A 20,960-nucleotide genomic window follows, 5' to 3' on the forward strand; every position below is an offset into this window, starting at 1 on the left:
GGTCCGTGTCCGTTGTAAAGCCTTGTATTGACGATCTTCTGGAGAAGACCGATCACAACCGCTTCCTGCTCGCCTCGCTTGCCTCCAAGCGCGCCTGCGACATTAACAGCATGCTGCGCGGCCAGCACAACCGCGTGCTTGCCGTTCAGGATGTCGATGACATTACCATTGCCCTTTCCGGCGCCGATACCATCTCGATGGCTATGGACGAGATTGTCGACGGCGATATCTCCTACGACGAGGCTCGTTACAAGAAGGCGCTCGGCCACAAGGTTGCTGAAGCCTAAATGGCAGCTCGCGTCTGCCTGGTCCACTATCACGAGGTTGGACTGAAGGGCAAGAACCGCGCACATTTTGAGCATATCCTCATGGATAACATCAAGGCGGCCTTGGCCGCCTTTTCCGTGAATGCCGTGTCTCGAATTTCCGGTTATATCCTCGTGACCTTTAACGAGCATCAGGCCGACGAGGCGGCGCGTGTCATTCGCACCGTCCCCGGCGTTGCCCGCGTGTCCCTGGCATATCACACCAACCGCGACCCGCAGGAGTACTGCGCCGCCGCCGTGAAGGCGCTGCGCGAGTTTGGTCCTTTCGATTCGTTTAAGGTGCATGCCAAACGCTCTAACACCGACTACGAGCTCACCTCGATTGATATCAATCGTCAGGTTGGCGAGGTACTGTGCGAGGCCTTCCCCGATAAAAAGGTCCAGATGCACGACCCCGACGCGATGGTGCACGTACTGGTGGTCCAGGGTAGCGTTTACGTGTATGCGCGCTCCGAGCGCGGCGTGGGCGGTCTGCCGGTGGGTTCCGCCGGCAAGGTTGTGACGCTTCTGTCGTCGGGCATCGATTCTCCGGTGGCGACCTGGATGCTCGCGCGTCGCGGCGCGGTGTGCGTGCCGGTGCATTTCTCCGGTCGTCCGCAGACACCCGATACGAGCGAATATTTGGTGCAGGACATTATCCGTGCGCTTGCGCCGGGCGTCCAGATCGGCCGCCTGTACGTGGTGCCGTTTGGCGATTGCCAGCGTGAGATTTCCGTGGCCTGCCCCAGCAACCTGCGCGTGATCATGTATCGCCGCATTATGTATTCGGTTGCCGAGCGCATTGCGCATATCGAGGGCGCCAAGGCTATCGTGACCGGTGAATCGCTCGGTCAGGTTGCCTCCCAGACGCTCGAGAACATTATGGCCGTCAACGAGGCCGTCAAGATCCCCGTGTTCCGCCCGCTGATCGGTTCGGACAAGCAGGAGATCATCGCGCGTGCCGAGGAAATCGGCACCTTCGATATCTCGACCGAGGCTGCTCCCGATTGCTGCACGCTCTTTATGCCGCGCCGCCCCGAGACGCACGCAAAACTCGATGCCGTGCATGAGGCGTGGGAGCTGTTCGATCACGAGGAGATGATTGAGCGCTTGCTCAAACAGACCGAGTACATCGACTTCGAGAGCAACACGTACAAGGCCCCTAAGACCTTAAAACGTAAACATCCTCAGCTTGCTCCACGTGAGATTTACCAAGATCACGAATAATGTTGTGTATAGACCGGCGGTGCATTTGCATCGTCGGTCTTAATCTATCTGGGCATTAGGCGATAAACGGTTCATTTGTCGACGTGTATCTGAATAAATGGACACTATCCTGCAAGGTTTTGGTCAGCTTTTGGTTTGACTTCGATAACCGGTGTGGGCGTGCGGAGGCTACGGCGCTTGTTTCCTGACACGATGGTGTTGGGAGGTGTTTGCTATGGCGCAACGCGAGCAACACGAACGGGTTAAACGGATGGACCGCTGGGCAGAAAAGCTGCTCGGCCATAAGGCGATGGTCGTGGCGATTCTGATTGTCATTGCCGCCGCGAGCGGCTTGGCGATGGCAAGTTTTGGTAGCCGCTCCAGCGGCGTGTCGTTTGAGCGTGGTGATGAGGCGGGCGCCTCGGATGTGCGCGGGGCCGGGGATGGGTTACCTGGTGATGCCGATGAGTCGTCTGCCAAGAGTTCTTCTGCTACTGAGGTGTACGTCGATGTCGATGGCGCCGTTGCGAGGCCTGGCGTGTACCGGCTCAAAGACGGAGCGCGGGTGTCCCAAGCGATCGATGCCGCCGGAGGGCTCACGGCTGAGGCGGATGTGACAGGGCTTAACCGTGCGTCCAAGATCACAGATGGTCAAAAGATCTATGTTCCGATGGTGGGGGAGCAACAAGCGGCTGCGGCGGTCGGCGGGGTCGATAGCGGTGCTGCCATGACTGCTGGTGCGGGGTCTTCGTCGGGGCTTGTGAATATCAATACGGCAAGTGCGGCGGAACTGCAGACGCTTTCGGGCATCGGGCCTTCTACGGCCCAGTCGATTATCGATGAGCGGACTCAAAACGGGGCCTTTGCCTCGGTCGATGACCTCATGCGCGTATCGGGGATCGGTGAGAAAAAGCTCGCCAAAATTAAAGATTGCATCTGCGTATGAGTGTGTCCGAGTGCGAGCATGTGATGCCGCCGCGGCCCCTGATGCCGTGGACGATGGCCCTTTGTTCTGGCTTGTGTGCGAGCTGCGGCCTGGTGCTTAACGTGGCAGCCGATTTGCTGCTGGGAGAGCGGGCAGCGCCCGTCACATTGCTTATGGCCATTCCCGTTGCGGCTGTCGCGTGCATCGTATTGGCTCGGTTTTGTATGCGTCTTGTGAGGTGGAGGCGATGGCTGTATGCCGCGTCCCTCGGCCTCCTGGCGGGAGCGGTCGTGTCCGCGGGTTGGGCGATAGGGGCGCTGCGTGCTTCGACGGCACTGGATAATCGAGCTGCGAGCAGTCTCGAGTTTGTTGTACAGGGTGATCCATCCATCAATGACGGGACGTACTCCTATACCTGTGATTCATATGCGGGTGGAAAGCGCTTGGGCGAGATACGGCTGTCGTGTGACCGTGAGCTCAGCGCCGGTTCGCGTGTGCATGCTGTCGGTCGAATTTCGCGTTTTGAGAATGATGCGTATGGGCGCTCACGCGTGCTTCGGGGCGAGCTTCGAAAAGTTAAGGTCATCCGGTTGGTATCGGTTGACGAGGGCTTTCCGGGGCCGTTGCCCTGGCTGCGAAACGAGCTCCTTGCCGCTATCGCGCCCGAGACCGATCCGGCGCGCTCGCTCATTGCCGGCGTTGTCTGCGGACGCTCCTCCGAGCTGCGTGCTCAGCCGGCGGGCGATTTGTTTTCGGTAACGGGCACCGCACATCTTATCGCCGTCTCGGGCAGCCATCTTGCCATCGTTGGGTTTGTGATTGAGAGCGCCCTGCAAAAGACTCGCCTCTCTCGTGGGCTGCAGAGGGGGCTGTTGGTGCTGGCCCTCGCTGCCTATGCCGTCTTTACGGGCGCTTCGCCCTCGGCCGTGCGCGCGTGCTGTATGGTGGCGGTGACGCTTGTCGTCAACGGCGCCGGACGTCGTCGGCATGGCCTTTCGGCTCTATTTTTGACCATGACAATCTTTATGTTGCTGCGGCCGACAGTATTGTTCGAGATGGGTTTTCAGCTATCGTGCGCCAGTGTTTTTGCCATCCTTTGTTTTTGCCCCTACGCTACCTACGCCTTGGGCGAGCTGAGCGTGCCATCGGGGGTTGCCAGTATTTTGTCCGTCACGCTGTGCTCGCAGCTCGCGACACTTCCCGTAACCATTCCCGCATTTGGGATGTTTTCGCTCATTGCCCCGCTTGCAAATGCCGTGATCGGTCCGGTGATAAGCGTGCTGCTCGCATCTTCGGTTGTGCTGGTGCCTTGCTCGCTTGTGCCGCTCTTGCGTCACGGGGTGCTTGTGGTGCCCATGGCTATCGCTCGCTGTGCCCTGTTCTTTGAGCAGCTCTTTGCTGCCGTTCCGGGCGCATCCGTAAGCGTGCCGCCCGATACGCCCTTGGTATACGTGGTGCCTTTTTCGCTGGTGGTCCTCTTGGTCTTGTGGCCACGCCCCAGCGCGCGGCCCATGGCGGTGGGGCTGCTGTGTTTGATGCTTGCGGCGGGCGTTCCGTATGTCTATTGGGATCGATGTGCGCCGCCTTCGGTGACAGTCCTTGATGTTGGCCAGGCCGATGCGATTCTTGTTCGTCAGGGTGGCGCCGTGGCGCTCGTCGACTGTGGGCTCGACGCGCGCGTGGTGTCGGCGTTGGTTCGCAATAACGTCCACCATATCGACGCCGTCTTCGTGACGCATTGGGATGAAGACCATTGGGGCGGTCTTCCCGACGTACTCGATCGGTTTTCGGTTGGAAGCATTGCGGTTGCGGCGGATGCGCTGGGCAGCGCGCCTGCTGAGGTTCTGAATCGCCCAAGCGTCACGTATCGGCAGGTGGCTCGCGGAGACACAGTCGATATCGGCGCATTTCGGGCTCGTGTGATGTGGCCGTTTGATACGGTTGACGGTGAGGGCAATGAGGACTCGCTTGTCTTGCTGCTCTCCTATGCTCAGGAAGGCAAAAGCCTGCGTATGCTCCTCACCGGTGATGCCGAGCTCGATCAGGAGTGCGAGTTTGTACAGGAGGTGGGTGATATCGATGTGCTCAAGCTGGGGCATCACGGCTCAAAAGATTCTGTCGATACAGACCTGCTGGAAACCCTTAAGCCCGAGCTCTCTATTGCGAGCGCGGGCGAGGGCAACCGCTACGGCCATCCATCCGATGCCTGCATCGATGCCGTTGGCGATGCGGGCGGCGCGTTCGCATGCACTATCGAGAGAGGCGACATTACCGTTTCGCCGACTGCGGCCGGTTTTGCCATGCGATGTCAGCGACCGTGATGCTGCCGTTGGCGCGGGACCAACCCGTGGGATAGAATGGCACGGTACGAACAGGAGAGCCTGCGGGAGGGGAGCGCGATGTCTGAAACCGGTCTGCTGCCGGCATATCTGATCGTCGGTACCGACGGAGTCAAGCGCGACCACGCCGTCTCGCGTATGAAAGCACGTCTGGAAAAGTCGGGTATGGTCGCGTTCAACCTCGACGAGCGCGACATGACCAAGGACCCCGATATCGAGTCCATTATCGGATCGCTCAACACTTTTCCCATGGGCAGCGAGTTTCGCTTGGTAATCCTTGACGGCTGCTCAAAGCTCGCTAAGGCGGTCTCGGAGCCGCTTGTCGAGTATTTAGCGAGTCCAAGCCCCACAACGGTCTGTCTCATCATCGCCGACTCGCTTGCCAAGAACACGCGCCTGTATAAGGCGATCGCCAAGATCGACAAGAAGGCCGTGATCGATTGCTCCGGCACCAAGCGCTGGGAGCTACCGCGCCGCGTGCAGCAGATGGCGACGCAGCACGGCAAGTCGATCTCGACGGCGGCCGCCGAGGAACTCGTCTCGCGTTCGGGTGAAAACACTCGCATGCTCGATAACGACTTGGCCAAGCTTGCCCAGATGGTCGATGCGCCGCAAATTGAGCTTGCCGATGTGGAACGCTGGATCGTGCGCACGGCCGAAGTTCAGCCTTGGGATTTTCTCAACGCGGTCTCGGCTCGTGATATGCGCCGCTCGCTTGAGCTCTTTGGGCTGCTACCCGCCAAGAGCTATGTGTGGACCTACACGCTGCTGTGCGGACGCATTCGCGAGCTTATCGTCGCCAAGGCGCTCGATGCGCGTGGGCAGGGTCGCGAGCTTGCCGCGACGCTCAAGCTTCAACCCTGGCAGGTTAAGAATCACCTGACCTGGGCACGCCGCTTTTCGATGGCGGAGCTCGTCGCGGCGCTCGAGGGCGCGGTCGATGTTGAGCTCGCTCTTAAGGGTTCGGCCGATTCTCAGAACGCGCTTTTGCTCTGGATTACGAACATCTTGAGAAAATCGTGATGATACCTGTCTATTTGACAAATTCGTTCTATCCCTTTGAGGGGGAGCGTGCTATAGTAGGCGCTTGCATGACCTCACCGTGTCTCAGAGGTGTCATACATTTTTTGCAAGGAACTCGAAAGGAACTCCAGAAGTGGCAAACATCAAGTCTCAGAAGAAGCGTATCCGCACCAATGAGGCAGCTCGCATGCGTAACAAGGCTGTCAAGTCCGAGCTCAAGACGCTGACCAAGCACGTCCAGTCCGCCGTCGCCGAGGGCGACGCCGAGAAGGCCCAGGCTGCCCTCAAGACCGTCACCAAGCGTCTCGACATGGCTGCCGCCAAGCATGTTATCCACAAGAACCAGGCTTCCAACCGCAAGTCCGGTCTTGCCAAGCTCGTGAACAGCATCAACGCCTAAGTTGTAAATTTCACACCACACAGATTACGCGCATAAATGGAGCCTGTTTTATGGAACAGGCTCCATTTTTTGTATCGCTCGGGTAAGATAGTCCGCATGAATACTTCAATTGACATTTCCCACATCCGCAACTTCTCGATCGTTGCGCACATCGACCATGGCAAGTCCACGATCAGTGATCGCATCCTCGAGCTCACCCATACCGTCGACGAGCGCGACATGGAATCGCAGCTGCTCGACACCATGGATATCGAGCGAGAGCGCGGCATCACGATCAAGTCCAATGCCGTTCGCGTTTCCTATGACGCCGACGATGGCGAGACGTATCAGTTCAACCTGATCGATACGCCGGGCCACGTGGACTTCACCTACGAGGTCTCGCGTTCGCTTGCCGCTTGCGAGGGTGCGGTGCTCGTCGTCGACGCCACGCAGGGCGTCGAGGCGCAGACCGTCTCCAACGCGACGCTCGCCATGAACGCCAACCTGGATATCGTGCCCGCTATCAACAAGATCGACTTGCCGTCGGCACACCCCGACGAGGTTAAGACCGAGATCGAGGATGACCTTGCGATTCCTGCCGACGATGCCGTGTGCGTATCGGGCAAGACCGGCGAGGGCATCCATGATCTGCTTGAGTCCATCGTCTTTTTGATCTCACCGCCCAAGGGCGATGCGACGGCGCCGCTCAAGGCGCTCATCCTGGATTCGTATTTTGACGAGTACCGCGGTGTCGTCGCCACGGTCCGCGTCTTTGACGGCTCCATCAAGAAGGGCGATACCCTGCACATGATGCAGGCCGAGGGCGGCTTTTTGGTCGATGGCGTGGGCGTCAAGCGTCCCGCCGAGACTCCGGTCGACGCGCTGACGGTCGGTGAGGTGGGCTACGTGGTCACGGGCCTGAAGGACCCTGAGGCCGTTCGCGTGGGCGATACCCTCACGTGGGCGTCGAATCCCTGCCCTGAGCCGCTTCCCGGTTACCGTGAGGCCAAGCCCATGGTCTACACGGGCTTGTTCCCGATCGACAACAAGGATTACGAGAACCTGCGTGACGCTCTCGATAAGCTGCATGTCAACGACCCGTCATTGGTGTGGGAGCCCGAGACCTCGGTGGCGCTCGGCTTTGGCTTCCGCGTTGGCTTCTTGGGCCTGCTGCATATGGAGGTCGTCAAGGAGCGCCTGGAGCGCGAGTTCAACCTGGACCTCATCGCCACGAGCCCTTCGGTGGACTACCACGTCTACAAGACCGACGGCGAGATGATTGATGTCCGCAGCCCGCAGGATCTGCCCGAGGCTACGCGCATCGAGCGCATTGAGGAGCCCTACCTCAAGGCCAAGATTATCTGCCCGCCCGAGTATACGGGAGCCGTCATGCAGCTCGCTATCGAGCACCGCGGCATTACGACCGACATGATCCACCTCACGAGCAAATCGGTCGAGATGCGCTTCGACATGCCGCTCGCCGAACTCATCCTGGACTTCTTTGACCAGCTCAAGAGCCGCACCAAGGGCTATGCGTCGCTCGATTATGAGTTCAACGAGTATCGTCCCTCCGAGCTCGTCAAGCTCGATATCCTGCTTTCGGGCGACGAGGTGGACGCGCTTTCGTTTATCGTGCACAAGGACAAGGCCTATGGCCTGGCCCGCGGGTTGTGCGACAAGCTTAAGGAAATAATTCCGCGCCAGCTGTTCGAGGTGCCCATTCAGGGTGCCATCGGCAACAAGATCATTGCCCGCTCGACCGTCAAGGCGCGCCGCAAGGACGTTTTGGCCAAGTGCTATGGCGGCGATATCTCGCGTAAGCGCAAGCTGCTCGAGAAGCAGAAAGAGGGCAAGAAGCGCATGAAGGCCATCGGTTCGGTCGAGGTCCCGCAAGAGGCCTTTATGGCGATCCTCAAGGTGGACGAGTAGTTCCATGGCGCTTTCTGAATACAGTACGCGGCTGCTGGGTGCCTATGCCGAGCAGCCGTTCCTTATGGCTCCCATGGCCGGCGTGACCGATCCCGCCTATCGCATCATGTGCCGCCGCCGCGGCGTCAATCTTGCCTATAGCGAGATGGTGAGCGTGGCGGGCCTTGCCTATGCCAGCAATAAGACGTGGCGCCTGGTGCTGCCGGCCGACGAGGAGCGGCAGATCTGCGTGCAGCTCTTTGGCTCCAAGCCCGATCAATTTGCGAGCGCCGTCGCTGCCGTCGAGGAGCGTGTGGGCGATCGCCTGTCGCTGATCGATATCAACATGGCCTGCCCGGCTCGCAAGGTCGTCACCAAAGGCGAGGGCTCGGCGCTCATGCGCACGCCCGAGCTGGCCGAAAAGATCGTCGAGGCGGCGGTGGGCGCGGCGCACGTGCCCGTGACCGTTAAGATCCGCAAAGGCTTTTACGCCGAAGATCGCAATGCCGCGACGTTTGCCCAGATGCTCGAGGGGGCGGGCGCCGCTGCTGTGGCGGTGCATGGTCGCTGTGCCACGCAGCTCTATACGGGTCAGGCCGATTGGTCGGTCGTCGATGAGGTGGCCGATGCCGTCGAGATTCCCGTTATCGGTTCGGGCGACGTGTTCTCGGCCGAGGATGCCATGGAGCATCTGCGCAACTCGGGTGCCAGCGCGGTGTTTATCGCACGCGGTATCTACGGTAATCCCTGGGTCTTTGGCGATGCTCGCGCCCTTGCGCTCAATGGCGTACCGGCGCCGGTGCGCAGCTCTGTTGAGCGCCTGGACGCCCTGCGCGAGCATCTCACACTGACACATGAGCTTCTGCCGCTCATGTCGCGTGCCCGTACGTACGCAAGCTGGTATCTAAAGGGCATGCCCCATGCTGCCGCCTGGCGCGCCCAGGTGGTGCGTTGCTCTACATATGAGGAGTTCATGGCATTGGTCGATGATATCGAGCGCGATGTGGTGGCCTGCGAGGCCGCGCTTGCCGCTGGCGAGTCGTTGCCCGCCCATCCGCTGGAGGCCTAACGGTGGCCGTTACCGCGCTGTACGTGCATGTGCCGTTTTGCGCTCAAAGGTGTCGGTACTGCGACTTTGACTCACGCAGTTTTGCTCCGTGCGACCTGAGCGCAGCGCTCGATGCCTATTTTGAGCAGCTGTATGCGCGCCTTGATGCCTTTGGAGACACCGGGGCGCTTGCACAGGTCCGCACCGTCTATGTTGGCGGCGGCACACCGTCGCTGGCGGGAGAGCGTCTGGTGGAGCTTGCCCGGCGTATTTGCATGTGGTGCAAGCCCGTTGAGTTTACGTGCGAGGCTAATCCTGAGTCGCTGACCGCCGAGCTTGCCGCTGCGCTTGCCAAGGTTGGTGTCACACGCGTCTCTCTGGGCGTGCAAACGCTCGATAATGCCGAACTTACCGCCATCGGCCGTATTCACGATGCCGATCGGGCGCTCGCTGCCATCACGACGGTTAAGGACGATGGGCTCGATGTGTCGTGCGACCTTATGTGCGGCCTTCCCGGGCAGACCGCAGCGAGTTGGAAGCGCACGCTCGATGGCCTGTTGGCAGCGGCGCCGCAACATGTGTCGGTGTACCCCCTCACGCTCGAGGAAGGCACGCCGCTCTACCGCATGGCGTTCTGCGACGAGTCGCTCGAGCCCGACGAGGATTTTCAGGCTGCGTGCATGGAAGCGGCACGCGAGCGTCTGGGCGCGGCCGGCTATCACCCGTATGAGGTGGCAAGCTATGCACTCGACGGACATGAGTGCTCGCATAACATCGCCTATTGGACCGGACGGGGTTACCTGGGCCTGGGTCGTTCTGCCGCGGGTATGCTCGACGCCGAGGATTTCGATCGCTTGGCCGGGCTTTATCCCGACGTGCCCGCTCGCGGCGATGCGTATCGCGTGCGTCTGGTGCAACGCGACGATGCCGCGACGACGTTTGATGCCGAGTATCTGTCGCAGCGCGAGGCGGCGGCGGAGGATTTGATGCTTGCCTGCCGCATGACGCGTGGCATTGGGCCCGACCTGTTGGCTCGCTCGGCAAGCGTGATTCCTGCAGACGAGCTGGCGGCGTCCTGCGACCGTGCGCTCGAGTTGGGCCTTGCCACCTGGGTACCCGATGATGTCGAGGGGCATGCGGGGCGCATCACCTCAAAAGATGTTGTAGCAGGTCGCGCCCGCGCCCGTTTAGCGCCCACCCACTTGGGCTGGCTCGATGGAAATATGCTGTTCGAGCTGTTTTGGGGTCTAGCTTAGGCCGCTCGGGTAGAATTACCGCAATATATACGCTGCTGTGAGCAGGAGGTTGCCGCGCATGGCGACGATGAACGAAAAAGATTACTACGAGATCTTGGGTGTCTCCAAGGACGCCACCTCGCGTGATATCCAGAAGGCCTTTCAGCAAAAGGCCCGCAAGCTCCATCCGGACGTCAACAAAGAGCCGGATGCCGAGGAAAAGTTTAAAGAGGTTTCCGAGGCCTATGCCGTGCTTTCGGACGAGCAGAAGCGTGCGCGCTATGATGCCATGCGCTCGGGCAATCCCTTCGCCGGCGCTCCTTCTGCTTCGCCCTATGGCGGCGGCTACGCCGGCAGCGCAGGCTATGGCAATCCCTTTGAGGGCGGCTTTCCCTTTGGTGGCGCCTGGGGCCAGCAGCGTCGCAGCCAGGCTGCCTATAATCCCGAGAACGGCGCCAACGTGGTCGTCGATATTAAGCTCGACGCCAAGGAGGCCAAGGGCGGTGCCCGCAAGACCGTCCGCTATACGCGCTTCGATACCTGTGGTCATTGCGGAGGCTCGGGCTCTGTCTCGTCCGAGCATGCACATACCTGTCCGAGCTGCGGCGGTCGCGGCCACATCGACGTCGACCTGTCCTTCCTGTTTGGTGCCGGCACGTTCCAGTCGGTCTGCCCCGAGTGCGGCGGTTCCGGTAAGGTCGTCGCCGACCCCTGCCCCGATTGCGGTGGCAGCGGGCGGACCCGTGTGACCTCCGAGCAGACGATTGAGTTTCCCGCCGGCACGCATGATGGCGACGAGGTCCATATTGACGGCATGGGTCACGCCGGCACCAACGGTGCCTCGGGCGGCGATTTGGTCGGGCGCGCCCATGTCGAGGCCGAACGCCTGGAGGGCAAGGCGCGTACCGGTTTTTACCTGATGGGCATCGTGGCGCCTTTTTTGGTGCTGTCGGCCATCTCGGGCGTGTTCTCGGCCTTTGCCATGATGTGCTTTGTTCCGTTTGCCATGGGCTTGTTCATGGTGCTCTCGGACGGCGTGCTTCACCGCAGCCTGCTGTGGTGGAAGCGCGGCGCGATGCAGTTTGCCAACGGTTTTGCCAACGGATTTATGTTTGCTCTCGTGTCGGTTTGGTTTGCGAGCTGCTCGCAACGTGCCATGCTTTCGCCCTACGCAATGCAATAACATCAAACCCTTTGTTTGCGGTCGGCCCAGCTTGGGTATAGGACGCACTGTGACAATAATGAAAGTCGGAAGGATTCGGTCGTGTCGGAAAATAGGGATTACTACGAGGTACTTGGCGTCGACAAGGATGCCGACGCGCGGACGATTAAGCGCGCGTTTCTAAAGAAGGCCCGTATCGTACACCCGGACGTTTCGGACGACCCCGATGCCGAGGCCAAGTTCAAAGAGCTCAACGAGGCATATTCCGTTCTTTCCGACGAGCAGAAGCGTGCAAACTACGATCGCTACGGTTCGCCCGACGGCCCCGGTGGCTCCGGCTATGTCGACATTAACGATATCTTTGGCGGCATGGGCATGGACGACCTCTTTTCGTCGTTCTTTGGCGGCGGTGCCGGCGGTGGCGCCCGAAATCGCCGCGAGCGTCGTCGCGGCCGCGATATGGCCATCTCCCTTTCGGTGACCCTTGAGGAGGCGGCGCTCGGTTGCAAAAAGACGATCAGCTATGACCGCCTTGCCCCCTGTGATGATTGCAATGGCACCGGAAGGGCCGAGGGTGCGGCCGAAAAGCAGTGCAGCCGTTGCCACGGCACGGGCTATGTCACAACGGTCCAGCGCTCGTTCCTGGGTCAGGTTCAGTCCTCTTCGCCCTGCCCCGACTGCCATGGCGAAGGCACGGTCATCGACCATCCCTGCGAGACCTGCGACGGTCAGGGCCGCACGCCTTCGCACGAAAAGATCGACATCGATATCCCTGCCGGCGTCTCGACCGGTCGCCAGCTGCGCGTGAGCGGCTTTGGCGAGGCAGGCCTTCGTGGTGAGCCCTCGGGCGACCTGATCGTCAACGTGCGCGTCGCCGATCACGAGCGTTTTAAACGCAACGGCGACGATCTGTACCTCGTGAGCGATATCTCGATTGCGCAGGCTGCACTCGGCTGCGAGATTAAGGTTGAGGGCATTTTACCCGACGAGGTCGTCAAGGTGTGCGTCCCCGCCGGTACGCAGTACGGCGACACCGTGAGTGTCAACAACTACGGTATGCCCCGCATCGGCGGTGGCGGCTCGCGTGGACGCTTGATTGTTCAGCTGCGCGTGCTCGTCCCCACGAACCTTTCCGCCAAGCAGCGCGAGCTGCTCGAGGCTTTCGCCGCCGAGTCGGGCGACGATGTCGCTTCCGGCAAGAAATCGGTGACCGATCGCATTAAGAGCGCTCTCGACGACATCCTCGATTAAGGAGCCCGCGTGCTCGCACCTCATATCTCTGTTGTCAACCTCGGCTGCCGTGTCAACCGGGTTGAGTCCGACCGTATCACTGCCGATCTAATGCGCCTGGGTTTTGCAATGGTGGATCCTCAGGATGCGGAGCTGATCGTCATTAACACCTGTGCCGTTACGGGCGAGGCCGAGGCCAAGACCCGTAAGGCCGTCCGCCATGCGCTGGCTCATCCAAAAGAGCCCTATGTGGTCGTGACCGGGTGCGTTGTCAATTTGCACCCCGAGGAGCTTCTGGAGCTTTCGGACCGCGTGATCGCGGAGCCGTCTAAGATCGATGTCGCCGAACGCGTCTGCGAGGTGCTGGGCGTTGAGTCCGATAGCGTGGCCGCCTGTAGCGACGGCGATGTGGTCGACGCGCTCGGTCGCTCGCGTCTGGGTGTGAAGATCCAGGACGGCTGCAACCATCGTTGCACCTATTGCATTGTGTGGAAGGCCCGCGGCCCCGAGCGCTCCGTGCCGGTCGAGTCTGTGCTCGAACAAGTTCGTGAGGCTCAGGAGGCCGGCGTGCCCGAGGTGGTGCTGACGGGCGTGAACCTGGGCGCCTACGATGGCAAGAGTGCGACCGACGAACACGTCGAGATCGACGAGCTGCTCGAGGCCATCATGGAGCGTACGTCTATTCCGCATGTGCGCATTTCCTCGGTCGAGCCCATGGATATCTCCGAGTCCCTGCTTAAGGTCATGGCGCGCTATCCGCAGCGCATCGCCCCGTTTTTGCACCTGCCCGTGCAGTCTGGCTGCACGGCGACCCTGCATCGCATGGGCCGTCCCTATAGCGCCGAGGCATTTGAGGAGACGGTGCGTATGATTCGTGCCAACTTGCCCCAGGCGTCCCTTTCGTGCGACGTCATCGTCGGTTTTCCCGGCGAGACGAACGAGGAATTTGAGGAGTCGCTGGCGTTGTGCCGTCGCGTGGGCTTTTCGCGCATGCATGTCTTCCGCTATAGCAAGCGTCCCGGTACCCTTGCTGCCGATATGCCCGACCAGGTGCCGCCCGAGGTTATGGCTGAGCGCAGCCGTCGTATGCGAGCCGCGGCGCAGGAACTCGCCATTGCCGACGCCCGCCGTCGCGTGGGCACCGTCGAGCGTGCCGTGCTCGAGTATGGCGACAACCTGACGCTCGGTTCGTTCCATCATGCCCGTCTTGACGATACCTGCGGACTCACAGCCCCGTGCCTGCTCGATGTTGCTATCATCGGAGTCGATGATTCCGGCTTGGTCCATGCACGCAGGGAGGTTCATGGAAGCCTCGAAGATTAGACTTACCGTTCCCGATGGAATTGATCCCTCGCGCGTTTTGGGTGCCGGCGACGGCGTCCTTCGTGCGCTCGAGAGCTTGGTTCGCGTCCACGTGGTCGCCCGTGGCGACAGTATCGCCGTGTGCGGTGACCCGGACGAGGTCGAGCTCGTGGCGCGCTTTTTCGAGCATGCTTTTCGCGAGGCTGCCGCCGGACGGACGCTGTCTGTCGACGATGTCTCTCGCTGCCTGGCCGTCTTGCGCGACGGTGAGTACGGGGCTACGTCGCTTCGCGATGATGTGCTGCTTTCGTATCGCGGTCGTGCCATTCGCCCCAAGACGCTCGGTCAAAAGCGCTATGTGGATGCCATCCGCTCGCATACCATCACGTTTGGCTTGGGTCCTGCCGGTACCGGTAAGACCTATCTGGCCATGGCACTTGCCGTTGCCGCGCTCAAGCGTCACGAGGTGGGCCGTCTGATCTTGACGCGTCCGGTTGTCGAGGCGGGGGAGAACTTGGGCTTTTTGCCCGGTACCCTCGAGGAAAAGATCGATCCCTACATGCGTCCGCTCTACGACGCCCTTTTTGACATGATGGATCGCGAGCGCACCGATGAGCTTATGGAGCGTGGCGTGATCGAGATCGCCCCGCTTGCCTACATGCGCGGTCGTACGCTGAGCGATGCCTTCGTGGTGCTCGACGAGGCTCAAAATACCACGCCCGAGCAGATGAAGATGTTCCTGACGCGCTTGGGCTTTAACTCCAAGTTTGTGATTACCGGTGACCTGAGCCAGCGTGACTTGGTAGGTCGTCGCGGCGGTCTTGCCGACGTTGAGCAGATTTTGGGTCGTGTCGACGATGTCGCGTTTTCGCACCTCGAGCGTGCCGACGTGGTGCGTCACGCCTTGGTGGGGCGAATCGTCGAGGCATATGATGCTTATGATGACGTGCGCGAGAAACGCGTGCGCGACCGAAAGGAGTCCCGTTGAGTGTATTGATCAGCAACGATGCCGAGCTCGATACGCTGCTTGACGCGCAGGAGGTAGAGCACATCTGCGAGGTCGTGCTGGCTGCCGAGGGCGTTGAGCGAAAAGTCGAGATTTCCCTTTCGTATGTCGATGAGGATGAGATGCACGAGCTCAACCACGAGTGGCGCGGTATCGACCGTACTACCGATGTCCTCTCGTTTGAATGCGACTCGGCCTTTGACGAGGATATCCCAGCCGACGAGACGCTCGAGCTCGGCGATATCATCTTGGCCCCGCAGGTCATTGCCCGTCAGGCCCCCGGCTTTGGCAATAGCCCTGCCGATGAGTGCCGCCTGATGCTCGTGCATGGCATGTTGCATTTACTGGGCTACGATCATATCGAGGACGACGAGGCCGAGGTCATGGAGGCCCGCGAGGACGCCATCCTACGCGATCTGGCGCTCGAGCGCGGCGAGGACCCCAAGCTGGTTCACGTCGGCCCCATCACCAACCATGCCCACGACTAGGAGCCGTCTATGATTCCCGGATCGAACAAGGACCATCCGTCCTTTTTAAAGTCGTTCTCCTACGCCATGGAGGGCTTCGTTACCGCCGTCAAGACCGAGCGCAACATTAAGGTCATGCTCGTGGCGGGTGTGTGCACTGTCATTGCCGGCTGCATCGTGGGGCTCGACATTGCCGAGTGGGCTACGATTATCATTTGCTGCGGCCTGGTGATTCACGGCGAGCTGTGCAACACCGCCATGGAGGCGATTGTCGATTTGGCGACCCAGGAGTTCCATCCGCTGGCAAAGCGTGCAAAGGATATCGCCGCCGCCTCCGTATACGTTCTTTCCATCACCGCCGCGATTGTGGGCTTGTTGGTATTTGCCCACGCGCTCGGCTTTATTTAGAAAGGGATTTTCATGTCCGACAATATGCAGCCTATCGATGAAACGCTGGACGACGAGCCCCTGGATGCTGTGGATGCCGAAGCGACTGAGGCTTGCGAGGTCGAGGAGTTCGACCCGTTTGAGGGCATGAGTGACGAGGAGCTCGACGCCCTGTGCGACGAGGACGACAGCCTCGCGGGCTTTGGCGACGTTGAGCCCGGTTTCCGCAGCGGCTTCGTGGCCCTGGTCGGCCGCCCCAACGCCGGTAAGTCCACGCTGCTCAACGCCTGCTATGGCAAAAAGGTCGCCATCACCTCGCCGGTGGCCCAGACGACCCGCCGTCGCATGCGCGCCGTCGTCAATCGCCCCGGTTACCAGCTGGTTTTTGTCGATACCCCGGGTATTCACAAACCCAAGGACGGCCTGGGGTCCGAGCTCAACAAGAGCGCGCTGTTCGAGCTGAACGATGTTGATGTCGTCGCGTTTTTGATTGATGCCACCAAACCGATCGGCAGGGGAGACGCCTGGGTTGCCGAGCGCGTCAGATGCGCCCGTTCCAAGAAGGTCCTGGTGCTCACCAAGGCCGATGAAGCCGATCCCGCACAGGTCATGGAGCAGCTTAAGGCCGCCCACGAGCTCATGGAATATGACGATGAGATCGTGACGTCGTCGGTCAAGAACTTTAACGTCGATGCCTTCATCGAGACCGTTGCGCACTTTTTGCCCGAGGGCCCGCGTTGGTTCCCCGAGGACATGGGTACCGACGCTTCCGACGAGACGCTCGTTGCCGAGTTTGTGCGCGAGAAGGTCTTGCGCCGCACCCGTGATGAGATTCCGCACTCCGTTGGCGTAATCTGCGATGCCCTCGAGCAGACCAAGAAGGTGCTGCGCGTGCATGCCACCATTTACGTCGAGCGCGAGGGCCAAAAGGGCATCATCATCGGTAAGGGCGGCGAGATGATCAAGCATATCGGCATCGACGCCCGTCGCGATCTTGAGCGCATCTTTGGCACGCAGGTCTTTTTGGAGCTGGATGTGAAGGTAAAGGCCGGCTGGCGTGACGACGAGGCCCAGATTCGCCGTTTTGGCTACAACGCCGAGGACTAAGGGCGCGCGGCGCTCATGGCAGGCTCACGGACATATCGCACAAAGGTACTCGTCCTCGATAAGACCAAGCTCAAGGAGACCGATCTGATCTTGACGATGCTCGATGAGCGGGGTCGGCAGGTCCGTGCCGTGGCAAAGGGCGCGCGCAAACCCGGTGGGCGCCTGGCGGCGCGCTGCGAGCTGTTCTGTACCGTCGATATGCTGCTCGCGCACGGACGGTCGCTCGACGTGGTTTCCCAGGCTGAGCTTATGGAGGCGCCGCTCGGCGCCGCGCCCGATTACGAGACGACCTGCGCCGCAAGCGCGATCGCCGAGGTCGCGCGCGTGTGCTCGTTCGAGGACGCCGAGGACCCGTTTACCTTTGCCATTACGCAGCGAGCACTTGCCCTGGTGGGCAGCAGGCTCGACACGGCACATATGGACCTGCTTGTGGCGGCATATGTCTTTAAGCTGTTGTCGCACGTTGGCTATCGACCCGATTTTTCGGCCTGCGTACTGTGCGGAGACCCCATGCTGTCGTATTTTTCGCCCCAGGCGGGCGGGCTCATGTGCGGGTCGTGCGCGTCGAGCGTTCCGGGTGCCGAGCTGGTGTCGACCGGCGAGGTCGCATGGCTGCGCGCCCTCATGTCCATGACCTTCGATGCGCTCATGGCCGAGAGGGTCGATCCCCATACTGCCACCTTTTTGCTGGGGCTTTCGCATGTTTGGGCTGCGACGCACACCGATCAGCGTCTTCGCGCGATGGAATTCATGTTGGGTCGGTGATGATGGGCATACGCGGTCCGCTTGTGGTAACATACCGTCCTGTTGGTACCTCGACCTTGGATGCTCGCTCCACCGGCGGCTTCCCAGTCCGAGGCGAATAGAGTCGCCCGCGGGCGACGCGAAACGAAAGGTGAAACAATGACTGTTTCCAAAGAGCGCAAGGCGGAGCTGACTGCCCAGTTCGGTAACACCCCGGTCGACACCGGCAACCCCAAGGTTCAGGTCGCCATCCTGACCGAGCGCATCAAGGAGCTGACCGAGCACATGAAGTCCCACCAGAAGGACTTCCACACCCGTCGTGGTCTGCTCATGCTCGTCGGTCGCCGTCGTCGTCTTCTCTCCTACATCAAGAAGAACGACGTCGTCGAGTATCGTGAGCTCATCAAGGCTCTGGGCATCCGCGACAACATCCAGTAAGGATTTGTACATGCTAAGAGCGTCCTGCGCAGCGGGGCGCTCTTTTTGTGTAAGGGCGTGAACAATCACGCTCTGAAGCGTGGCGGGGGCAGGGGGTCCGCGTCACATGAGAAGCCCGCAGGCAAGGGGCCTGCGGGGTAAAGGAGAACAATGACACTCGTATCCAAGACCTTTGAGCTGTACGGCAAGACCTACACCTTTGAGTCGGGCGAACTTGCCAAGCAGGCCACCGGCGCCTGTCTGGTCAAGCAGGGCGACACCACGATGCTCGACACCGTGGTCGTCTCCAAGGAGCGCAAGAACTACGACTTCTTTCCGCTGACCGTCGACTTCAACGAGAAGATGTACGCTGCCGGCCGTATTCCGGGTGGCTACCTCAAGCGCGAGGGCCGTCCCAGCGAGAAGGCCACGCTCACGGCCCGCATGATCGACCGTCCTATTCGCCCGAGCTTCCCGGACGGCTTCCGCAACGAGGTGCACATCGTCGCCACCTCGCTCGTCGCCGACCAGGTCAACCCCTTCGACGTCATCAACGTCATGGGTGCCTCCCTGGCCATGACGCTCGGCGGCGTGCCCTTCGAGGGCCCGCTTGCGTGCGTGCGCATCGGCCGCAACGTGGAGACCGGCGAGTTTATCGTCAACCCCACCTATGAGGAGCGCGAGAACTCCGATCTGGACCTGGAGCTGGGCGGCTCTGCCGACTTCATCTCGATGGTCGAGGCCGGCGCCGATGAGATCTCCGAGGACGATATGCTCGCCGCCATGAAGTTTGGCCAGGAGGCCCTCGCTGCCTTCTGCCGGGCTCAGGACGAGTTCGTTGCCGAGTGGGAGCAGGTCAACGGCGCTATCGTCAAGAAGGAGTACCCGCTCGACCAGCCCGTCGAGGAGGTCCAGGAGCGCATCTTCGCCCACTACGACGAGATGGCAGCCGCCCTTCGCGACGCCGACAAGCTATCCCGTATCGGCAAGGTCGAGGCTCTGAAGGAGTCCATCCGTGCCGAGTTCACCGAGGAGGAGCAGGCCGCTTGGGAGCGCGAGATCCCCGTGGCACTCAAGAAGCTCGAGAAGAAGGCCATGCGCACCATGGTCGTCGAGACCGGTGAGCGCGTCGACGGCCGTGCCGCCGATGAGATCCGCCCCATTATGGTGAAGGACAACTACCTGCCGCTCGTTCATGGCTCCGGCCTGTTCCAGCGCGGCCAGACCCAGGTGCTCTCCGTCCTGTCGCTCGGCATGCTCAACGAGGGCCAGCGTCTGGATACCATCGAGCCCACCGAGGGCAAGCGCTACATGCACCACTACAACTTCCCGCCGTTCTGCACCGGCGAGACCGGCCGCATGGGTAGCCCCAAGCGCCGCGAGATCGGCCACGGCAACCTGGCCGAGCGCGCCCTGCTTCCGGTGCTCCCCGACGAGAACGAGTTCCCCTACGCCATCCGCGTGGTCTCCGAGGTCATGGAGTCCAACGGCTCCTCTTCGATGGCTTCGACCTGCGGCTCCACGCTCGCCCTTATGGACGGCGGCGTTCCCATTAAGCGCCCGGTCTCCGGTATCGCCATGGGCCTGATCCAGGAGGAGGGCAAGACCGTGGTCCTGTCCGACATCCAGGGTCTCGAGGACTTCCTGGGCGATATGGACTTTAAGGTCACCGGCACCACCGAGGGCATTACTGCTCTGCAGATGGACAACAAGGCCACCGGCCTTACCTTTGACATCCTGGCCCGCGCCCTGCAGCAGGCCAAGGAGGGTCGCGCCTTCATCCTGCAGAAGATGCTCGATGTGATCCCCGAGCCGCGCCACACCACGCGCAGCACCGCTCCGCGCATCGTCTCCATCCAGGTTCCGACCGACAAGATCCGCGACGTCATCGGTTCCGGCGGTAAGGTCATCCGCGGCATCCAAGACGAGACCGGTGCTTTGGTCGACATCCAGGAGGACGGCACCGTCTTTGTCGGCGGCACCGGCGAGTCCGTCGACCAGGCTGTCGAGCGCATTAAGCTCATCATCAAGGTTCCCGAGCCGGGCGAGGAGTACACCGGTCGCGTGGTCTCCATCCAGCCCTTCGGCGCCTTTGTCAACCTGCTGCCCGGTAAGGACGGCCTGCTGCACATCTCCCGCGTTGCCAAGGGTCGCGTGGAAAAGGTCGAGGATGTCCTCAACGTGGGCGACGAGGTTAAGGTCGTCGTCATCGAGGTCGACGATCGCGGCAAGATCTCGCTCGATCGTCTGGATAAGCCCGAGGCCCCGGCTCGTGCCGAGGGTGCCTCCGAGGGCGACGGTGAGCACTTCCAGCGCCGTGAGCGTCCGCGTCGCGAGCGCTCCGAGCGCAGCGACCGTCCGCGCCGTCCCGGCGACAACGGAGGCCGTAAGCCCCGCCGTCACCACGACGCCGAGTAACAGCTACACATAAGCGGCTCAGCAAGGGCGACTCCGGACAGGGGTCGCCCTTTTGCTATTCCCGGCGGGGTCCGCGGGTAAAGTTTCCTGCTCTACAGTCCTGCTCGCACGGAGAGCACATTAAGTGCTCTCCGGCTCGTGCGGAACTCGCGATAAACTTTACCCGCGGCCCCCGCCGGGAATAGCAAAAGGGCTGGTGGGTGCGGGTTTCTATTTTGTCAGATAGTCTATTCAGTTATCTGAATTCAGATCTTTAGATAATCGCATGTGCGGCATTACCCCAGATAAAACCGACCAAAATAAACCTGTCCCTTTTTGGCAGGTCTGAGGCCATCGGGGGCCGGGGCGGGTT

The 20,960-nt window shown here is 61.0% G+C and carries 19 protein-coding genes; all 19 read left to right on the forward strand.

The window, feature by feature from the left end; translation table 11 throughout:
* Positions 1-5 precede the first annotated feature (5 nt).
* The 19 genes from ACTQ48_RS05745 (at position 6) to ACTQ48_RS05835 (ending at position 20,608) form a co-directional block, all read left to right on the forward strand.
* Positions 6-287: a DNA-directed RNA polymerase subunit omega gene (locus tag ACTQ48_RS05745; RefSeq protein ID WP_441067754.1), complete on the forward strand. Its 282-nt coding sequence runs from the start codon at positions 6-8 to the stop codon at positions 285-287.
* Positions 288-1,532: a tRNA uracil 4-sulfurtransferase ThiI gene (gene thiI / locus ACTQ48_RS05750; protein ID WP_427726849.1), complete on the forward strand. Its 1,245-nt coding sequence runs from the start codon at positions 288-290 to the stop codon at positions 1,530-1,532.
* A gap of 214 nt (positions 1,533-1,746) precedes the next feature.
* A complete protein-coding gene (locus tag ACTQ48_RS05755; RefSeq protein WP_441063827.1) occupies positions 1,747-2,457 on the forward strand; it encodes a helix-hairpin-helix domain-containing protein in 711 nt (236 codons plus the stop codon).
* A 269-nt stretch (positions 2,458-2,726) separates the two neighbouring features.
* Positions 2,727-4,757 (forward strand): DNA internalization-related competence protein ComEC/Rec2, encoded by a 2,031-nt coding sequence (locus ACTQ48_RS05760; protein WP_441570347.1) that lies wholly within the window; start codon positions 2,727-2,729, stop codon positions 4,755-4,757.
* 78 nt (positions 4,758-4,835) lie between these two features.
* Positions 4,836-5,798 (forward strand): DNA polymerase III subunit delta, encoded by a 963-nt coding sequence (gene holA, locus ACTQ48_RS05765; RefSeq protein WP_427795675.1) that lies wholly within the window; start codon positions 4,836-4,838, stop codon positions 5,796-5,798.
* Positions 5,799-5,931: 133 nt separating this feature from the next.
* Complete coding sequence (gene rpsT, locus ACTQ48_RS05770; protein ID WP_022094714.1) at positions 5,932-6,198, forward strand: 30S ribosomal protein S20; 267 nt, start codon at positions 5,932-5,934, stop codon at positions 6,196-6,198.
* Between the two features lie 96 nt (positions 6,199-6,294).
* Positions 6,295-8,106, forward strand: coding sequence for a translation elongation factor 4 (lepA, locus tag ACTQ48_RS05775; RefSeq protein ID WP_441570348.1), 1,812 nt, complete (start codon positions 6,295-6,297; stop codon positions 8,104-8,106).
* A 4-nt stretch (positions 8,107-8,110) separates the two neighbouring features.
* A complete protein-coding gene (gene dusB, locus ACTQ48_RS05780; RefSeq protein WP_441570349.1) occupies positions 8,111-9,154 on the forward strand; it encodes a tRNA dihydrouridine synthase DusB in 1,044 nt (347 codons plus the stop codon).
* Positions 9,155-9,156: 2 nt separating this feature from the next.
* Positions 9,157-10,389, forward strand: a complete 1,233-nt coding sequence (gene hemW / locus ACTQ48_RS05785) for a radical SAM family heme chaperone HemW (RefSeq protein WP_441570350.1) — start codon at positions 9,157-9,159, stop codon at positions 10,387-10,389.
* Between the two features lie 58 nt (positions 10,390-10,447).
* Positions 10,448-11,551: a DnaJ domain-containing protein gene (locus tag ACTQ48_RS05790; protein ID WP_427717509.1), complete on the forward strand. Its 1,104-nt coding sequence runs from the start codon at positions 10,448-10,450 to the stop codon at positions 11,549-11,551.
* Between the two features lie 81 nt (positions 11,552-11,632).
* On the forward strand, positions 11,633-12,781 hold the full coding sequence (gene dnaJ / locus ACTQ48_RS05795; protein ID WP_427726832.1) for a molecular chaperone DnaJ: 1,149 nt from the start codon (positions 11,633-11,635) through the stop codon (positions 12,779-12,781).
* A gap of 9 nt (positions 12,782-12,790) precedes the next feature.
* A complete protein-coding gene (locus ACTQ48_RS05800) occupies positions 12,791-14,083 on the forward strand; it encodes a MiaB/RimO family radical SAM methylthiotransferase (RefSeq protein ID WP_441570351.1) in 1,293 nt (430 codons plus the stop codon).
* Complete coding sequence (locus tag ACTQ48_RS05805) at positions 14,064-15,050, forward strand: PhoH family protein (protein WP_441570352.1); 987 nt, start codon at positions 14,064-14,066, stop codon at positions 15,048-15,050. Before ACTQ48_RS05800 ends, ACTQ48_RS05805 begins: the two co-directional genes overlap by 20 nt.
* Positions 15,047-15,556 carry an rRNA maturation RNase YbeY gene (ybeY, locus tag ACTQ48_RS05810; RefSeq protein WP_427717500.1) on the forward strand — a complete coding sequence of 170 codons (510 nt, stop codon included), beginning with the start codon at positions 15,047-15,049 and terminating at the stop codon, positions 15,554-15,556. The genes ACTQ48_RS05805 and ybeY overlap by 4 nt, the downstream gene beginning before the upstream one ends.
* Before the next feature lie 9 nt (positions 15,557-15,565).
* The gene (locus tag ACTQ48_RS05815; protein ID WP_427726826.1) at positions 15,566-15,943 is read left to right on the forward strand and encodes a diacylglycerol kinase family protein; all 378 of its coding nucleotides are present in this window, start codon (positions 15,566-15,568) and stop codon (positions 15,941-15,943) included.
* A gap of 12 nt (positions 15,944-15,955) precedes the next feature.
* Positions 15,956-17,029 (forward strand): GTPase Era, encoded by a 1,074-nt coding sequence (era, locus tag ACTQ48_RS05820; protein ID WP_195838553.1) that lies wholly within the window; start codon positions 15,956-15,958, stop codon positions 17,027-17,029.
* Between the two features lie 15 nt (positions 17,030-17,044).
* Positions 17,045-17,794, forward strand: coding sequence for a DNA repair protein RecO (gene recO / locus ACTQ48_RS05825; protein WP_441570353.1), 750 nt, complete (start codon positions 17,045-17,047; stop codon positions 17,792-17,794).
* A gap of 138 nt (positions 17,795-17,932) precedes the next feature.
* Positions 17,933-18,211, forward strand: a complete 279-nt coding sequence (rpsO, locus tag ACTQ48_RS05830) for a 30S ribosomal protein S15 (RefSeq protein ID WP_154516313.1) — start codon at positions 17,933-17,935, stop codon at positions 18,209-18,211.
* A 150-nt stretch (positions 18,212-18,361) separates the two neighbouring features.
* A complete protein-coding gene (locus ACTQ48_RS05835; protein ID WP_427717491.1) occupies positions 18,362-20,608 on the forward strand; it encodes a polyribonucleotide nucleotidyltransferase in 2,247 nt (748 codons plus the stop codon).
* The last annotated feature ends 352 nt before the right edge of the window (positions 20,609-20,960 follow it).

The organism is Collinsella sp. Sow4_E3 (assembly GCF_052116285.1).
In the GTDB taxonomy this organism is placed as follows: Bacteria; Actinomycetota; Coriobacteriia; order Coriobacteriales; family Coriobacteriaceae; genus Collinsella.

What these genes read in the sequence shown, in the direction of transcription:
- thiI (WP_427726849.1), top strand. Translation starts at nt 288, where the DNA reads ATGGCAGCTCGCGTCTGCCTGGTCCACTATCACGAGGTTGGACTGAAG.
- ACTQ48_RS05755 (WP_441063827.1), top strand. Translation starts at nt 1,747, where the DNA reads ATGGCGCAACGCGAGCAACACGAACGGGTTAAACGGATGGACCGCTGG.
- holA (WP_427795675.1), top strand. Translation starts at nt 4,836, where the DNA reads ATGTCTGAAACCGGTCTGCTGCCGGCATATCTGATCGTCGGTACCGAC.
- lepA (WP_441570348.1), top strand. Translation starts at nt 6,295, where the DNA reads ATGAATACTTCAATTGACATTTCCCACATCCGCAACTTCTCGATCGTT.
- dusB (WP_441570349.1), top strand. Translation starts at nt 8,111, where the DNA reads ATGGCGCTTTCTGAATACAGTACGCGGCTGCTGGGTGCCTATGCCGAG.
- ACTQ48_RS05790 (WP_427717509.1), top strand. Translation starts at nt 10,448, where the DNA reads ATGGCGACGATGAACGAAAAAGATTACTACGAGATCTTGGGTGTCTCC.
- ACTQ48_RS05805 (WP_441570352.1), top strand. Translation starts at nt 14,064, where the DNA reads ATGGAAGCCTCGAAGATTAGACTTACCGTTCCCGATGGAATTGATCCC.
- ACTQ48_RS05815 (WP_427726826.1), top strand. Translation starts at nt 15,566, where the DNA reads ATGATTCCCGGATCGAACAAGGACCATCCGTCCTTTTTAAAGTCGTTC.
- era (WP_195838553.1), top strand. Translation starts at nt 15,956, where the DNA reads ATGTCCGACAATATGCAGCCTATCGATGAAACGCTGGACGACGAGCCC.
- recO (WP_441570353.1), top strand. Translation starts at nt 17,045, where the DNA reads ATGGCAGGCTCACGGACATATCGCACAAAGGTACTCGTCCTCGATAAG.
- rpsO (WP_154516313.1), top strand. Translation starts at nt 17,933, where the DNA reads ATGACTGTTTCCAAAGAGCGCAAGGCGGAGCTGACTGCCCAGTTCGGT.
- ACTQ48_RS05835 (WP_427717491.1), top strand. Translation starts at nt 18,362, where the DNA reads ATGACACTCGTATCCAAGACCTTTGAGCTGTACGGCAAGACCTACACC.